Here is a 15,140-nt window from a genome sequence, read left to right on the forward strand (position 1 = left end):
CATCATGAATATATTGACCGTTTCTGTCGCAGGTCAGGTGAGTGATTCACGACTCCTGACATTACCGTTCGAAGTGTTTTCCACCCGTGGCGAGCGTTTGGGCAAAGGCACAGCCTCCCCTGACAAGCCGGCCAGGATAGAACTGCGCGATAGTCGCGCTGCGGAATCCGCGCGGGTTTACGTCTTGGCCAAACTGCCAAACGGCAAGCAGGTTCAGGAAGTTGCTGAACTTATGAATGGCCAGGGCAACGTCACACTGTTGAAAAGTGCCGACAGCCAAAGTGATTGGCTGGCATGGCTCAAGCCCTTTCGTTCCCTGGAGCACCTCAACGCCACTGTTCAGGTCAAATTTTCGGCAGCCACTTCACGTCGACGAGTCGGCGAAGTCTGGAGGATGGTCTGGGCCCTGAACAATGGGCAATGGGAAGCGTCCGACCTGGAACCGTCAAAAACGGAAAAAGAAGGCATCATCCAGCAATTCTGGTTCGATGTGCCCAATCGGCCCCATTTACTGCAAATTGGCGGGGAAGACATCGCCTGGCGACTTGTTTCCATGCCCCCCGGCGGGGAAGTTCGAGTGGCACTGACTCCAAGTGACAAAGAGGTCGGTAACTCGATGGACATCACCATCGGACGCCGAAATGCTGACAATGAACTGATCATGTCCTACCTGGCACATGGCGCCATGGAACAAGTCACAAGCCTCGCCGACGCCTGGCAAACCGCCGATCAAATGTTGCAAGGCAAATATCAGGATCCGGTGGGTGCCGCAGCGGGTGCCTATGTGCTGCTCAAATTACGTCGCCTGGGCCAGCATCGTGATTGGATGGAAAACCTGGTGAACTCATTCCCTTACCTGGCAGACGCGGCCATCGTTTCTGCCGCTTTTCTGCTCCAGGATGAAGTCCCGGATGAGCCCCTGATACGCGCCCGAATCAAGCAGGCTCTGGAAAACGGGCTGCCGGTATTCTCACTGGGTGCGAAGCTTCTGGTGGAAACAATGGCGGCTATTCATCGCGGCGAGGACGAGGCACCCGAATTCCAGGCTGACTATCTGTCGGCCAAGGCCTATGCCAGGGCGATCTGCACTCAAGGTGCCTATTTTGCTTTTTACGGCACCAATCCCAAAACCCCCTCGCCACACCCCACCTATGGTCCGAAAGATTCGGCCGAAACGACGCCGCGCGACTGGATAAAGGAGATCGAGGAACTCCAGAAGTCATTCGAAAAGCTGATCGCCACTCGGGGCGCAGGTGTCTCAGGTCACATTTCCCTGGATGTAATCAACCGCGAAGCTCGTGTCGCGCTGAATATGCCGGAAATCGGTGCCGCCGAAGTCGCAGTAGCGCTGAATCCGGAGACAGAACCACTGGAGGAGGTCCGTGCGAATCAAGCGGCCGTCATTATCACTGGAGAGAACTGACGCTCTGAGACACTACCCGCACCACCCCCATATCAATCCCCAAATGCACCAACTCGGTATGGGACGTGACCTGCAATTTGCTCTTCAACAACGTCAGGTGATTGGAAACGGTCTTGCTGCTGATATTCAACTGCTCGGCAATCAACCGCGCCGGGGTGCCTTTGGCGAGCATGACGAAGATCTCCAGTTCGCGCTGGGTCATGCTTTGCAAGCGCGGGTCGCGGGTGTCGTGTTGCGGGTGGCAGGCGAGTTGGGTCGCCAGGGGTTGTTCGATGTAGGCGTGTCCGGCGAGGATCCGGTGCACCGCTTCGATCAGCACATCCGGCGCCGAGCTTTTGGTCAGGTAGCCCGAAGCCCCGGCGTCCAGTGCCTGGCGCACCAGCGGCAGTTCGTCGTGCATGCTGAAAAACAGCACCCGCAGTTGCGGCAAGCGCTGGCGCAAGCGGCGGGTGGTTTCGAGGCCGCTGATGCCCGGCAAGCCGAAATCCATGATCACCAGGTTCGGCACCGCTTCCTGGACCCGGATCAGCGCTTCCTCACCCGTGGCCGCTTCGCGCACCTCCATCGCCGGCAATAGCGCGCGCAACAGACTGGCATAGCCCTGACGGACCACCGCATGGTCATCGACCAGCAAAATATTCATGACGCCTCCAAAGGCATGCTCAAGGCCAGCGCCCAACCGGCGCCGGGGTGGCTGATGATCCGCAGTTCACCGCCAAGGCTGCGGGCTCGTTCGGACATTGAGTACAAGCCGACGCCCGGCCGTGGCGGCTGTGCGGCGCCGCGACCGTTATCGCGAATCAACAAGCGCAAACGCCCGCCGCGATGCTGCAGGCGCACCCGCACCTGACTGGCCTCGGCGTGCCGCGCAATGTTGGTCAGGGCTTCTTGCAACAGGCGATAGAGATGGGTCTTGCTCGGCCCCGACAGCGCCGGCAACTGCGCGCTGACCCGCAATTGGCAATCGATGCCCTGCCGGCCCTGCCATTGCTCCACCAATAATGCGAAGGCTTCGGACAAGGGCAGGTGTTGCAGCACCACCGGATACAGGTCGTGCACCAACGCCCGAAAGCCCTGTTGCAGGTGTTCGCAGTTGTGTTCCAGCTCGCGCACCGTGCGTTCGACGGTGTCCGGTTGGTCTGCCACCAGGCGCAATAAACAGGCCTGGGCGCGAATCCCGGCCAGGTACTGACCGAGGTCGTCGTGCAGGGTTTGCGCCAGATGGGTGCGTTCCTGCTCCTGCACCGCGAGCAAGGTCTGGGTCAGTCGGGTGTTGTCGGCGCGGGCCTGTTCCAGGGCACCGGTCATGCGATTGAAATGGGTCGCCAGTTGCCGCGCCTCCGGCACGCCTTGTCCGCGCAAGCGCACGTTGAGCTGTCCAGCAGAGACTTGCTGCAACGCGCGGAGCAATTCATCGAGCAGGCCCATGCCTCGGCGCACCGCCCAGCGGATGGCCAACAGACTTACCATCAACGCCAAGCCGCAGAGAACCAGCACTTGTTGCAACGAATCCCAGACTTCATCGATCTCGTCCCGGGGGTCCACGGCAATCTGCACCCGCCGACCGTCCTGCAAATCCAGGACCCGGGCAGCGTGCCGGGCTTCGGCGAACAGCAACCGCCCGAGCCAGGCATCCAGGCCGTCCTGCACCGGCAGCCGCGCGGCTTCGCCCGGTTGCAGCCAGCGCACCCGCACATGACGCAGGCTTTGGGTCAGGCGTGGCTGAAGGTTGACCGGATCACGCTCAGCGGTTTCGCTCAGGTACTCGACCACCGCTTCGGCCGATTGCAGCTCGCGCTCCACATCCGCCAGCGCCTGGTGCACCAGCAACGCCATGCACGCCAGGGTGACCAGGGCGAAAAAGCCGCACACCCACAGGTTGATCCGCCACAGGGCCGACACGCCTAGCGCCCCGGCAGCGCGGGCGACATCTGCACCAGCGTCGGTCGCGGGCCGTGCAGTTTGTCGATGCCGATCAGGGTCAGGATCAGCAACAACGGCAGGAGCAGCGCCTTGAAAATACGCATGGTCGATCCCCTCCTCGGTAATGGCCGTTGAAACCCATGCTAAAACCGCGCCGCCGCCGATGAGTTACTACCTTGGTACTGCCTTAGCGCTACTTTCTGCATATTTCCTCTGCTCCCCGGGCTTCCTATGCTGGCGCTACCCGTCATGGAGTGCCTTATGCGCCAGCTCGCCCCCTACGCCTTGATCTACCTGCTGGCGATTGCCTGCGCCGCCGGGCTGGCGACCCAGAGCCAGGCCGCCGATGCGCCGTTGCAGGTGCAGATCGGCTACCTCGGCTATCGGCCTGATCCGGGGCCGCTGCTGTCGAACGTCATTCCCGAACCCGCCGATGCCGGGCTGCGCGGCGCCGAACTGGCGATCACCGACAGCAACAGCACCGGGCGTTTTCTCAACCACAGCTACAGCCTGATCAGCGCCAGCACCGACACCCCGGATGCGCTGGTCGAAGCGGCCAAGGCCCAGCACGAACAAGGCCTGCGTCTGTTTGTGGTCAACGCCCCGGTGGAAACCCTGCGCCGGCTCAGCACTGTGTTGCCCGACAGCTTGCTGTTTAACGCTGGCAGCCCGGATGACAGCCTGCGCAGCACCGATTGCCTGCCGAACGTGCTGCACAGCCTGCCGAGCCGGGCGATGTTGGCCGACGCATTGGCGCAATTTCTGGTGGTGCGCAAATGGCAGCGGGCGCTGCTGATCGTCGGCCCGACCCCGGATGATCAAGCCTACGCCGCCGCCCTGCGCCGCGCCGCCAAACGCTTCGGCCTGAAACTGGTGGCTGAGAAGGCCTGGAGCTTCGACAACGATCAGCGCCGCAGCGCCCAGGCCGACATGCCGCTGTTCACCCAGACCGCCGAGTACGACGTGGTGCTGGTGGCGGACGAACGCGGCGACTTCGGCGAATACGTGCCCTACCAGACCTGGTACCCGCGCCCGGTCGCCGGCACCCAGGGCCTGACCCCGGTGGGCTGGCACAAGACCGTGGAAACCTACGGCGCCGCGCAGTTGCAAAAACGCTTCGAAGCCTTGACCGGGCGCTGGATGAATGACCGGGATTTCGCCGCGTGGATGGCCGTGCGCAGCATCGCCAGCGCGGTGACCAAACTGCGCCAGGCCGACCCGATGGCGATCCGCGACCTGGAGATCAGCGATCAACTGCCGCTGGACGGTTTCAAGGGACGCAAGTTGAGTTACCGGGCGTGGAACGGCCAGTTGCGCCAGCCGATCCCCATCGTGCAACCGCGCGCACTGGTCAGCACCTCGCCCCAGGACGGTTTCCTGCACCCGGTCAACGAAATGGACAGCCTGGGCTACGACAAGGCCGAAGTGACCTGCCGCTTTCCCTGATTTTCTTCACAACAACGACAATAAAAAGGAATCCGCCATGCGCCGTACCCTGCTCTCATGCGCCCTGCTGCTTGCCGCCGGGCACGCCGTGGCCAGCACCGCCTGGGTCTCCAACGAAAAGGACAACAGCCTGAGCCTGATCGACATGCAGACCCTGCAAGTCACCGACACCCTGCCCGTCGGCCAGCGCCCACGCGGGTTGCTGCTGTCCCACGACAGCAAGCTGTTGTACATCTGCGCCAGTGACTCGGACCGGGTCCAGGTGATGGACGTGGCCACGCGCAAGATCATCAAGGAGCTGCCGTCCGGCAAGGACCCGGAGCAATTTGCGCTGCACCCGAACAACCGCTGGCTGTACGTCTCCAACGAAGACGATGCGCTGGTCACGGTGATCGACACCGAAACCTCCAAGGTGCTGAGCCAGATCAACGTCGGCGTGGAGCCCGAAGGCATGGCGGTCAGCCCCGATGGCAAGTGGGCGGTGAACACCAGCGAAACCACCAACATGCTGCACTGGATCGACACCAGCACCCAAACGTTGGCCGACAGCACGCTGGTGGATCAACGGCCGCGTTTCGTCGAGTTTTCACCGGACGGCTCGCAGCTCTGGGCCTCGGCGGAAATCGGCGGCACCGTGACGATTCTCGATGTGGCGACGCGCAAGATCCTCAAGACCCTGAACTTCCAGATCAAGGGTGTGCACCCGGACAAAGTCCAGCCGGTGGGGATCAAGCTCAGCGCCGACGGCAAGTACGGCTTCGTCGCCCTCGGCCCGGCCAACCATGTGGCGGTGGTCGATGCCAAAACCTTTGAAGTGCTCGATTATTTGCTGGTGGGGCGCCGGGTCTGGCAGATGTCGTTCACCCCGGACCAGAAGCAATTGCTCGCCACCAACGGCGTCAGCGGCGATGTGTCGGTGATTGATGTCGACAGTCTCAAGGTCAGCAAATCGATCAAGGTCGGGCGCTATCCGTGGGGCGTGGTGGTCACGCCATGAACGCCCTGGAAGTCAGCGAATTGAGCTTCGCCTATGGCACCAAGGAGGCCTTGCGCCAGGTGAGTTTCAACCTGGCGCCGGGGCGTTTTGCCGCGTTGCTGGGGCCGAACGGGGCCGGGAAATCGACGCTGATTGCGCTGTTGACGCGACTGTATGATTTGCAACGCGGGGACATCCGGGTCGGCGGTTGTTCATTGCGTGACGCACCGCGCCCGGCGCTCAAGCAATTGGGCGTGGTGTTTCAGCAAAGCACGTTGGACCTGGACCTGAGCGTCGAGCAGAACCTGCGTTATCACGCCGCGCTGCACGGCCTGTCCCGGCGCCAGACCGGCCTGCGGGTCGAGGCCGAATTGACCCGCCAAGGCCTGACCGAACGCCGCCGCGAAAAAGTCCGCGAACTGAATGGCGGCCACCGGCGTCGGGTAGAGATCGCCCGGGCCTTGCTGCATGAGCCGCGTCTATTGCTGCTGGACGAAGCCAGTGTCGGCCTCGACCCGGCCAGTCGCCTGGCGCTCAACCAGCACATTCGCAGCCTGTGCCGCGAGCAAGGCATCAGCGTGCTCTGGACCACCCATTTGCTGGATGAAGTGCAGCCCAGCGATGACTTGCTGATTCTGCATCAGGGTCGACTGGTGGCCAGCGGTCAAGCAGACGTCCTGAGCCAGGAACATGGCGGCGACCTCGGTTCGGCCTTCACTCGACTGACCACCTCGGGAGCCGCTCGATGAATGCGTATTGGCAGTGTTTCAACGGCATCGTGCTGCGCGAATGGCTGCGTTTTGTGTTGCAGCGCACGCGGTTTCTCAGCGCCCTGGTGCGCCCGCTGTTGTGGCTGCTGGTGTTCGCCGCCGGGTTTCGCGCGGCGCTGGGTATCGCGATCATCGAGCCTTACGACACCTACATTCCCTACGAGGTGTACATCATTCCGGGGCTGGCCTGCATGATCCTGCTGTTCAACGGTATGCAGGGCTCGCTGTCGATGGTTTACGACCGGGAAATGGGCAGCATGCGCGTGCTGCTGACCAGTCCCCTGCCCCGGACCTTTCTGCTGTGCAGCAAGTTGTTGGCGACGTCGCTGATCTCGTTGTTGCAGGTCTATGCGTTTTTGGCGATCGCCTGGGTGTACGGCGTGCAACCGCCGGCCATGGGTCTGTTGATTGCCTTGCCGGCGTTGCTGCTGGTGGCGTTGATGCTCAGTGCGTTGGGGCTGTTGCTGTCCAACGCGATCCGCCAGTTGGAGAACTTTGCCGGGGTGATGAATTTCGTGATCTTCCCGCTGTTTTTCCTGTCGTCGGCGCTGTATCCGCTGTGGAAAATGCGCGAGTCCAGTGAGTGGTTGTACTGGTTGTGTGCGCTGAACCCGTTCACCCACGCCGTGGAGCTGGTGCGGTTTGCCCTGTATGAGCGTTTCAATCCCCTGGCGCTGGCGGTGTGCGTGGGGCTGACGCTGGTGTTCGTGCTACTCGCCGTGCTCACTTTCAACCCGCAGCACGCCGCCGTGCGCAAAGCCACCTGATTGATCGTTCCCACGCTCCGCGTGGGAATGCAGCCCGGGACGCTCCGCGTCCCTCCAGAGCCGAACGCGGAGCGTCCGTGGAGGCATTCCCACGCGGAGCGTGGGAACGATCATCAACCGGGGGAAAATTACGACTTTAGTACTGCTTTACCTGTCTATCGTCGCATTCCCTTCGCACCGCGCCTGGCATGTAATAGGTTCATAACTATAAGGATTGAACCCCCATGCCGCGTGCCCGACGTCGCCTGCTGCGCCCTTGCCTCGCTGCCCTGTCGCTTAGCCTGCTGCTGAGCACCGCGCAGGCCGAAACCACGCTGTTTTCCGCCGACGGTTACCGCATCGGTCTGTACCGCAGCCCGACACCGAATCAATTGCAAGACGCGACGATCATCGACACCCCTGCCCTGCAAACCCTGCTCAAACAGACGCCGCGCCCGGTGCTGATCGACGTCTACCGCCGCCAATGGCTGCAAGGCCAATTCATCGAAGACCAGCCCCACGAGAACCTGCCCGGCAGCCATTGGCTGGCCAATACCGGCGACGGCGATCTGACACCTGACTGGCAGGCGTACTTTGCGCGTAATCTGGACCAACTGACTGACGGCGATCACCAGCAACCGCTGGTCTTCTACTGCCGCGCCGATTGCTGGCTGAGCTGGAACGCGGTAAAACGCGCCACCTCCATGGGCTATAAGTCAGTGTATTGGTATCGCGATGGCCTGGATGCCTGGCAAGCGGCGAACCTGCCCGTTGCGCCGGCCCAGCCCGAGCCCTTTCCCTGACTGAACACGTGCACGATGTTGCCCCACCAAAAATCAAAATAATGAGGTGAATGGCCATGTACAAAATTCTGATTGCCGACGATCACCCGCTGTTTCGCGAAGCCATTCATAACGTCATCAGCGACGGTTTCCCCGGCAGCGAAGTGATGGAAACCGCCGACCTGGACAGCGCCCTGCTGCTGACCCAGGAACACGACGACCTGGACCTGATCCTGCTGGACCTGAACATGCCCGGCATGCACGGCCTCAACGGCCTGATCAACCTGCGCAACGAGGCGCCGACCATTCCGGTGGTGATTGTCTCGGCCGAACAGGACAAGCAGATCGTGCTGCAAGCCATCACCTATGGCGCGGTGGGGTTTATCACCAAGTCCTCGCCACGGCTGCAAATGACCGAAGCCATCCAGCAGATTCTCAACGGCAACGTGTACCTGCCGCCGGACATCATCCGCACGCAAAAACCCGGCACCCATCGGCGCATGAACGACAACCCGAGCTTCCCGCCGGAACTGCTCCAGGCCCTGACCCGCAAGCAGTTGCTGGTGCTGGAACGCATGACCAAGGGCGAGTCGAACAAACAGATCGCCTACACCCTGGAAATTGCCGAAACCACGGTCAAGGCCCACGTTTCGGCGATCCTGCGCAAACTCAATGTGCACAATCGGGTGCAGGCGATCCTGAGTGCCGGGGATATTGATTTCGGGTCTTACCTGCGGCGTTGAAACGCAGTCCCCTGTGGCGAGGGAGCTTGCTCCCGCTGGGCTGCGTAGCGGCCCCAAAAATCTTGTGAGCGCTGCGCACTCAAGCGGGAGCAAGCTCCCTCGCCACAGGGGACCGCGCCGGCTCGGGTTATCGGGATGGGCCGAGCAGGTGACTCATCGCCGTCTTGAGCTTCATCGGCCGCACCGGCTTATGCATCAACATATGCCCCAACTCCCGGATCTGCAGCTTCAGCTCATTGCTGTAATTGGCCGTAATCATCATCGCCGGGATGGCCGAGCCGCGCCGGGCGTTGATCCGGGCCACGGCATCGACGCCGTTCTGGTCGTCGTCCAGGTGATAGTCGGCGATCAGCAGATCGGCCTCTTGGTGATAGTTGTCCACCTGCCGCGCCAGGTCCTGCTCCGACAGCGCCGTGACCACCAGACAGCCCCACCCTTCCAGCAACGTGCGCATCCCCGCGCAAATCGCCGCGTCGTTATCCAGCACCCACACCCGTGCCCCGCGCAGGCGTTCCAGCATGGGCTCGCTCATCAGCAGGTTCGGTAACGCCTTGGGCGCCGTGGCGCTGAGCGGCACTTCAACGGAAAACATCGAGCCCTTGCCCGGCCACGACCGCACGTGAATCCGGTGCCCGAGGATCCCGGCGATTTTCTCGACGATGGCCAAGCCCAGACCCAAGCCGCGATCCTGATCCGGGCGCTGCACATCGCCACGCTTGAACTCCTGAAAAATCTCCTCCAGCCGGTTTTCGGCGATGCCCATGCCGCTGTCCCAGACTTCAATCGACAAGCGCTGATGATGACGCCGGCAACCGAGCACCACGCGGCCGCTGTAGGTGTAGCGAATTGCGTTGCTCAGCAGATTGCGCAGGATCCGCGCCAGTAACTGAATGTCGCTGCGCACCAGCGCCGAACACGCAATGAAATGCAGCTCCAGCCCTTCACTGCGCGCCACGTGGGTGTATTCGGCGGCGAGGTTGTCGAGCAATTCGCTGAGGGCGAATGGCGCGATGTCGGCCTTGATCACCCCGGCATCCAGTTTGGAAATGTCCACCAGGGTGCCGAGCAGGTTTTCCACGTCTTCCAGGGAATTGCTGACGTTGCGCACCAGCATTTCGTTGGCCTGGGGCTCCCGGCGTTCGAGCAAGGCGCTGGTAAACAATCGCGCGGCGTTCAGCGGTTGCAACAAATCGTGGCTGACGGCGGCAAGGAACTTGGTCTTCGACAGGTTGGCCTGTTCGGCTTCCAGTTTGGCCTCGCGCAGGCGTGATTCGACCCGGCGACGCTCGTCAATCTCGCGCAGCAGTTGATCGTTGAGGGTGGTCAGTTCCGCCGTGCGTTCGCGCACACGCAACTCCAGGTTTTGATAGGCCTGATGCAAGGCCTCGGCGGTGCGGCGGCGTTCGGTGATGTCGCGGATCAACACGAAAATCCCCACCACTTCCCCGGTGGCCAGGCGATTGGGCACGTAGGAGCGCAGCATGTAGCGCTCCTGGTTATTGATGTTGGTTTCGGCGAACTCAAAGGTCACGCTCTCACCGGCCAGGGCCCGGGCGACATAGGCTTCCAGGCGCTGATAATGTTGCTCGCTGTGCACTTCCCGCAGGCTCTGCCCGAGCATCACGCCCCGGGGCCAGCAGTACCATTGTTCGTAGACCTTGTTGGTGAATTCGTAGACCAGATCAGCGTTGAGGTAGGCGATCAGCGCCGGCACGTGGTCGGTGATCAATCGAATCCAGCGCTCGCTTTCGCTGAGGGCTTCGGCGTGCTGGTAGCGTTCGGTGATGTCGGTGAAGGTGTTGACGAAACCGCCAGTGGGCAGCGGATGGGTACGAATTTCCAGGACCCGGCCATCGTAGAGACGCTGTTCGCATTCCTGCACCGGCCGGCCATTGTTGTCGCGACTGGCGGGGGTCAGCAGGGTCAATTCGCTGTCGGCGATGACTTCGGCAAACGGCCGATGGGCGGCCACCGGCGCGAGGCCGCTGAGTTCAAGGAAGCGCCGGTTCCACAGTTCCAGAATGCCCTCGGCGTTGACCATCGCCACGCCCTGGGACAGGTTGTCCACCGCCCGTTGCAGCAAATGGGATTTTTGCGCCACGGCTTGCTCGCGGCGCACGGTTTCGCTGAGCTTGACGTCGGTGATGTCGGTGAACAGAATCACCCGCCCGCCTTCCTGGGTCGGTCGTTCGCTGACTTGCAGCCAGCGACCATTTTGCAGGCGATACAGCAGGTTTTGGTCGGCGTGGCCCCGGGGTTCCTCGATGAACAACCCGGTGGCGGTCATCAAGCGCTTGACCTCCGCCAGGTGCATGCCGGCGATGATACGCACCCGGCTATTGCCCCAAAACGCCTTGAAACGGCTGTTGAACAGGACGATGCGCTGGTCTTCGTCGAACAGCACGAAGGCGTCGGAAATGCTCTCGATGGCGTCGATCAAATGTTGGTGCGCGGTTTCCGCCCGCAAGCGGGCATCGCTGAGCAAATGATTGCCGGCCTTGAGTTCGGCCATGGCCTGGTTCAGCGCATCGGTGCGCTCGCGGACCTGCTCGGCCAGCACCACCGAATGCTGGAACGCCGCATACGGGTCGTTGCCCCGGGTGATGCCGGATTCGATCCGTTCGATCAGCGCGCCGTTGATGCGCTGCAGCTTGTGGTTGTCGCGCTGCAGGCTGGCGATCTGCGCCTGCAGCTCAACGGTGTCCAGGGGAACGGCCTCGGGCAATGGCAACCCCGGTGAAGGTCTGGTTGATGTGCATGCCATTGAACTGTTCTCCGTAGGTGTTGAACCCCATCACCCGATGCTCGCGCAAAAACGTTCCGATTGACTCCAGGCTGTCGCGGTCCTCCAGTTCCAGGCGCCGCAGAAAACAGTCGCAGCCGATGGTCAGCAGCAGGTCGCCGAGGCGTTCTTCCAGGCCTTCGAACAGCGCTTGCAGGTTCGGCAGCATGGGGCCGGGGGTCATGGCGGTGAGGACGATGCCGTTTTCCACGGCGCAGTAGAAACTCAGGCTCAGGTCCGGGTGCACCTGTTGGATGGCGCGTACGTAATACTGATCGTTGATGCGCACCGCCAACGGGTGCGCGGCGAAGATCCGGTGATCGAGCTCGGCCACCGGCACGCCGATGTGGCGGGCGTACTCCTCGGCGGCAGGTTCGGCGTTGAGTTCGAAAACCCGTCGCGACGCACTGTCAGCGCCAGTGACCACCAGTTTTTCCGCCCGGGGCAGGATGTGGTGGGTGGTGAACACTTCGAAGTCGAGCCAGGTGTTGACCAGCACCACCACCGCCGCGCCGCTGTGGAACGCGCCGTCGAAGTACACGTGGGTGTGGGTCAGGTAGTTGTCGTCACCAGCGGAACCGCCGAAATGCGGGATGTCACCCAACGCCGCACTCAACGCGGCGAGGACCATTTCTTCGCGGCTGGACAGGCCATCGAGCAAGGTCAGGGCAAAGCTGTTGCCCTTGATCGGCGCCAGGGTGTTACTGCGGCAACCGCCCACCAGGCGTTCGACCATTTGCTGGGCGTCGATCAGGCTGAAGCGCTCCATTTCGTCGATCAGTTCGATGGCGATGGAAAAGTGCCGATGATCAAACCCTACCGCCGTCACGCAATTGCGGCCGTAACCTTGCGGCGTGATTTCCCCGGCGCTGGTGCACCCCACCAGGCGAATCCCGCCGAAGCTCTGTTGCAAGGCCGGGCCCAGCACCTGCAAGTCGTACTCGGCGGAACAGAAAAACAGCACAAACCCCAGGTGCGGATGCAACAGCTGTCGCGCCAACTCCTGGGCCGCCTGCTGCGCATCGGTGGCCTGGGACATGGCACTGACCACCCCTTCACTCTGGACCTGCTGCATCTTCGCCTCCCGCAGGTGCGCCTGTATGAGGTACGAGTGTACGAAGCCTGCAGGCCGGGACGTATGCTACTTGGGTAGCGGTCTTGGGCTTCGATGGGATGAGAGTGCTGTCAAATCTAAAACCTCACACCGATCCTCTGTAGGAGCGAGGCGTGCCCGCGAAAGCGGTGTGTCAGTCGACATCCATGTTGAATGTGACGGCCTCTTCGCGGGCAAGCCTCGCTCCTACAGGGGATTTACGCGCAGCCAGACTCGCCACCCAAGCCTTACCAGGTCAACACCGCCCCCACCGCAACCGTATCGGTGTCTTCGTTCTGCGCACTGGTGTCGTGGCCATCGATGCTGAACTGGTTGTACTCGGCCACCAACTTGAGGTTGTCATTGACGTCATGGAATAGCGCGATGCCGCGGGTTTTATAGTCTGCGCCGCTGCCCACCACGCCATTGCCATCGTCGTTGGTCTTGCCGTAGGACAGCGCCAAGCGGTTCTTGCCCAGTTTGTACGAGCCCTGCATCAGATAGCCCTTGCTATCGACATTGCGCAACGTCGCTTCGCCGGCATTGTTGGTGAAGAACGGGTTGATGCCCTTGGCCTGGAACCCGGAACCGGTCAGCGATAACCCACCCATTTTCGCCTGCACGCCGTAGCCGACGCCTTTGGAGGTGACGGATTGAACGCTGGAATCGGTGTTGTCCGAGGTCTGGTAGCTGCCGTTGACCCAGCTGTAGATCTTCGCCCCGGCGACATCGAACTGGTAGGTGATCTCGCTCTCGGTGCGCGGGTTTTCCTGGTAGGCCTTGCCCAACGGGCTGCTGTCGTTGGTGTCCACCGGGTCCATGATCCCCACCGCCACGCGCAAGCCGTCCATCACCGGGGTGCGGTAAGTGATTTGCGAGGTGGGGAACGGATACGGATAACCACTGCCGATGTTGCCGAACGACACCCCGCCGCCGTCCACCAGCCCCAGGCTGTCGCTGACCTGGCCGTAACCGGCGAGCAGTTCATCGAGCAGGATGTTGGAGCGGGCAAACAGCCCGAAGTCCTTGCCGATCAGCACCTCGCCCCACGCCGGGTTGGCCACGGTACCGTAGAACTGCCGTACATCGATGGCGGTGTCGGTGCCGTTGGTTTCGCTGTCGTTGATGGTCACCCAGAACGAAGTGCGGGCGCCGAGCTTGAGGTCATCGACCTGCTTGCCCATGTTGAAGCCCAGGTAGTTGGGCAGAAACCCCATCTTGACCCGCGCCTGCCGTCGGTCGAACTGATCGCCAGCGCGGTCGACCTTGCTGTTCACATAGAAAGCGTTGATGTAACCGTCAGTGGAGAACGTGGTCTGGTCCTTGTCATACAGCATGATCTCGGCCTCGGCCAATGAGCTCAGGCCAAGGGACGACAGACTGACGATAACGGCCGGCAGGAAACGATGCGTAAAGTTCTTATTGTTAGGCATGAAGCGCTCCGCAACAGGGGGACAAGTTGTCGGAGGCGATTATCGAAAGCTGACCGGCGGCGTCATACGCTGCCTTGGAGGTGGTTGTGAAGTGCTTTGGACGGGCCGGTGGCGCGCGGCAAATCCGGCGTAAGACCGGGCCACGACAAGGCCCGGAACTTTGGGCGTACGCCTGCGAGCGCTACTGGCGCCCGGAGGAACCACTACCGGTCAGGCGCCCGCTCTAAACAGCATGTACGCGGCGACTACGACGCAGACGCTGGCGAAGCCAACTTGCAGCGTTCGGGCGGGAACCCGGGCGCACAACTTGCGGCCAATGACCATGCCAACGATGCTGGCGACGATAAACGCCACGCCCAGACGATCAATTCGCACCCCGGCGTGAAACGCGCCGATCACGCCGATGGCCGAGATCAGGCTGATCACCATCAAGGACGTGGCGATGATCCCCCGCATCTGTACATCGGTCAGCTGCTTGAACGCCGGGACAATCAGAAAGCCGCCGCCCACGCCCAATAACCCCGACACCACCCCGGTCACCGCGCCGAGGGCGGCCAGGGTTGCGGTGCATTTGGCGGTCCAGGAAAAACGCCCGGTCTGTTGATCGAGCATGCAATTCTTCTGGCCCCAGTTGGCGTGGCCGTGATCGTTCGGGCCTGCGTCCTGACGCTCCTTGCGCAACATCCGCCAGGCCACCATGACCATCAGCAGGCTGAACAGGATCATCAGGATTTTTTCCGGCAACTGATGGGCGAAGAAGATGCCCAGCGGGGAGAAAATCGCCCCCATCAAGGCAATCAACATCGCCGCGCGATAACGCACCAGCCCGTGGCGCAAACCGTCGATGGCGCCGACCGCCGCCGCACTGCCCACCGCAAACAACGCGACCGGCGCCGCTTGGGTCATGGTCCAACCCAGGCCCAGCACCAACGCCGGCACCGCCAGAATCCCGCCCCCGGCGCCGGTCAAACCGAGCACCAGGCCCATCAGCACACCAAAAAAACTTGCCAGCAGCATAGGGTT

General features: G+C 62.0%; 14 protein-coding genes. 7 read left to right on the forward strand and 7 right to left on the reverse strand.

Annotation, left to right across the window (positions count from 1 at the left end):
- The first annotated feature begins 4 nt into the window (after positions 1 to 4).
- On the forward strand, positions 5 to 1,423 hold the full coding sequence (locus ACY4LX_RS20545) for a hypothetical protein (protein WP_463257633.1): 1,419 nt from the start codon (positions 5 to 7) through the stop codon (positions 1,421 to 1,423).
- On the opposite strand, the gene ACY4LX_RS20550 is transcribed toward ACY4LX_RS20545, so the two are convergent.
- From ACY4LX_RS20550 to ACY4LX_RS20560, 3 genes are read right to left on the reverse strand one after another with little or no spacing between them, the layout of a single operon-like run.
- On the reverse strand, positions 1,407 to 2,066 hold the full coding sequence (locus ACY4LX_RS20550) for a response regulator (RefSeq protein ID WP_463257634.1): 660 nt from the start codon (positions 2,064 to 2,066) through the stop codon (positions 1,407 to 1,409). The two genes, ACY4LX_RS20545 and ACY4LX_RS20550, sit on opposite strands and share 17 nt — an antisense overlap.
- Positions 2,063 to 3,325 carry a HAMP domain-containing sensor histidine kinase gene (locus tag ACY4LX_RS20555; RefSeq protein ID WP_463257635.1) on the reverse strand — a complete coding sequence of 421 codons (1,263 nt, stop codon included), beginning with the start codon at positions 3,323 to 3,325 and terminating at the stop codon, positions 2,063 to 2,065. Before ACY4LX_RS20555 ends, ACY4LX_RS20550 begins: the two co-directional genes overlap by 4 nt.
- A gap of 2 nt (positions 3,326 to 3,327) precedes the next feature.
- Positions 3,328 to 3,450: a hypothetical protein gene (locus ACY4LX_RS20560; protein ID WP_256672391.1), complete on the reverse strand. Its 123-nt coding sequence runs from the start codon at positions 3,448 to 3,450 to the stop codon at positions 3,328 to 3,330.
- Between the two features lie 157 nt (positions 3,451 to 3,607).
- On the opposite strand from ACY4LX_RS20560, the gene ACY4LX_RS20565 reads away from it, so the two are divergent.
- The 6 genes from ACY4LX_RS20565 to ACY4LX_RS20590 all read left to right on the forward strand — a co-directional run bounded on the left by ACY4LX_RS20565 (position 3,608) and on the right by ACY4LX_RS20590 (position 8,809).
- Positions 3,608 to 4,792, forward strand: coding sequence for an ABC transporter substrate-binding protein (locus ACY4LX_RS20565; RefSeq protein ID WP_463257636.1), 1,185 nt, complete (start codon positions 3,608 to 3,610; stop codon positions 4,790 to 4,792).
- A gap of 37 nt (positions 4,793 to 4,829) precedes the next feature.
- Positions 4,830 to 5,789 (forward strand): YVTN family beta-propeller repeat protein, encoded by a 960-nt coding sequence (locus ACY4LX_RS20570; RefSeq protein ID WP_133838900.1) that lies wholly within the window; start codon positions 4,830 to 4,832, stop codon positions 5,787 to 5,789.
- Positions 5,786 to 6,517, forward strand: a complete 732-nt coding sequence (locus ACY4LX_RS20575) for an ABC transporter ATP-binding protein (protein ID WP_463257637.1) — start codon at positions 5,786 to 5,788, stop codon at positions 6,515 to 6,517. The genes ACY4LX_RS20570 and ACY4LX_RS20575 overlap by 4 nt, the downstream gene beginning before the upstream one ends.
- Complete coding sequence (locus ACY4LX_RS20580; protein WP_133838898.1) at positions 6,514 to 7,305, forward strand: ABC transporter permease; 792 nt, start codon at positions 6,514 to 6,516, stop codon at positions 7,303 to 7,305. The genes ACY4LX_RS20575 and ACY4LX_RS20580 overlap by 4 nt, the downstream gene beginning before the upstream one ends.
- Before the next feature lie 224 nt (positions 7,306 to 7,529).
- Complete coding sequence (locus ACY4LX_RS20585; protein ID WP_463257638.1) at positions 7,530 to 8,087, forward strand: PQQ-dependent catabolism-associated CXXCW motif protein; 558 nt, start codon at positions 7,530 to 7,532, stop codon at positions 8,085 to 8,087.
- A 56-nt stretch (positions 8,088 to 8,143) separates the two neighbouring features.
- On the forward strand, positions 8,144 to 8,809 hold the full coding sequence (locus ACY4LX_RS20590; protein WP_123508683.1) for a response regulator transcription factor: 666 nt from the start codon (positions 8,144 to 8,146) through the stop codon (positions 8,807 to 8,809).
- A gap of 127 nt (positions 8,810 to 8,936) precedes the next feature.
- Here ACY4LX_RS20590 and nahK read toward each other — a convergent pair whose 3' ends face one another.
- The 4 genes from nahK to ACY4LX_RS20610 form a co-directional block, all read right to left on the reverse strand.
- Positions 8,937 to 11,534, reverse strand: coding sequence for a hybrid sensor histidine kinase/response regulator NahK/ErcS' (nahK, locus tag ACY4LX_RS20595; RefSeq protein ID WP_149661430.1), 2,598 nt, complete (start codon positions 11,532 to 11,534; stop codon positions 8,937 to 8,939).
- Complete coding sequence (gene nosP, locus ACY4LX_RS20600; protein ID WP_149661377.1) at positions 11,503 to 12,666, reverse strand: nitric oxide-sensing protein NosP; 1,164 nt, start codon at positions 12,664 to 12,666, stop codon at positions 11,503 to 11,505. Before nosP ends, nahK begins: the two co-directional genes overlap by 32 nt.
- Positions 12,667 to 12,932: 266 nt before the next feature.
- Positions 12,933 to 14,117, reverse strand: coding sequence for a porin (locus ACY4LX_RS20605; protein WP_463257639.1), 1,185 nt, complete (start codon positions 14,115 to 14,117; stop codon positions 12,933 to 12,935).
- Positions 14,118 to 14,327: 210 nt separating this feature from the next.
- Positions 14,328 to 15,134, reverse strand: coding sequence for a sulfite exporter TauE/SafE family protein (locus tag ACY4LX_RS20610; RefSeq protein ID WP_463257640.1), 807 nt, complete (start codon positions 15,132 to 15,134; stop codon positions 14,328 to 14,330).
- Between the last annotated feature and the right edge of the window lie 6 nt (positions 15,135 to 15,140).

This window comes from Pseudomonas sp. Emmai, assembly GCF_055179735.1.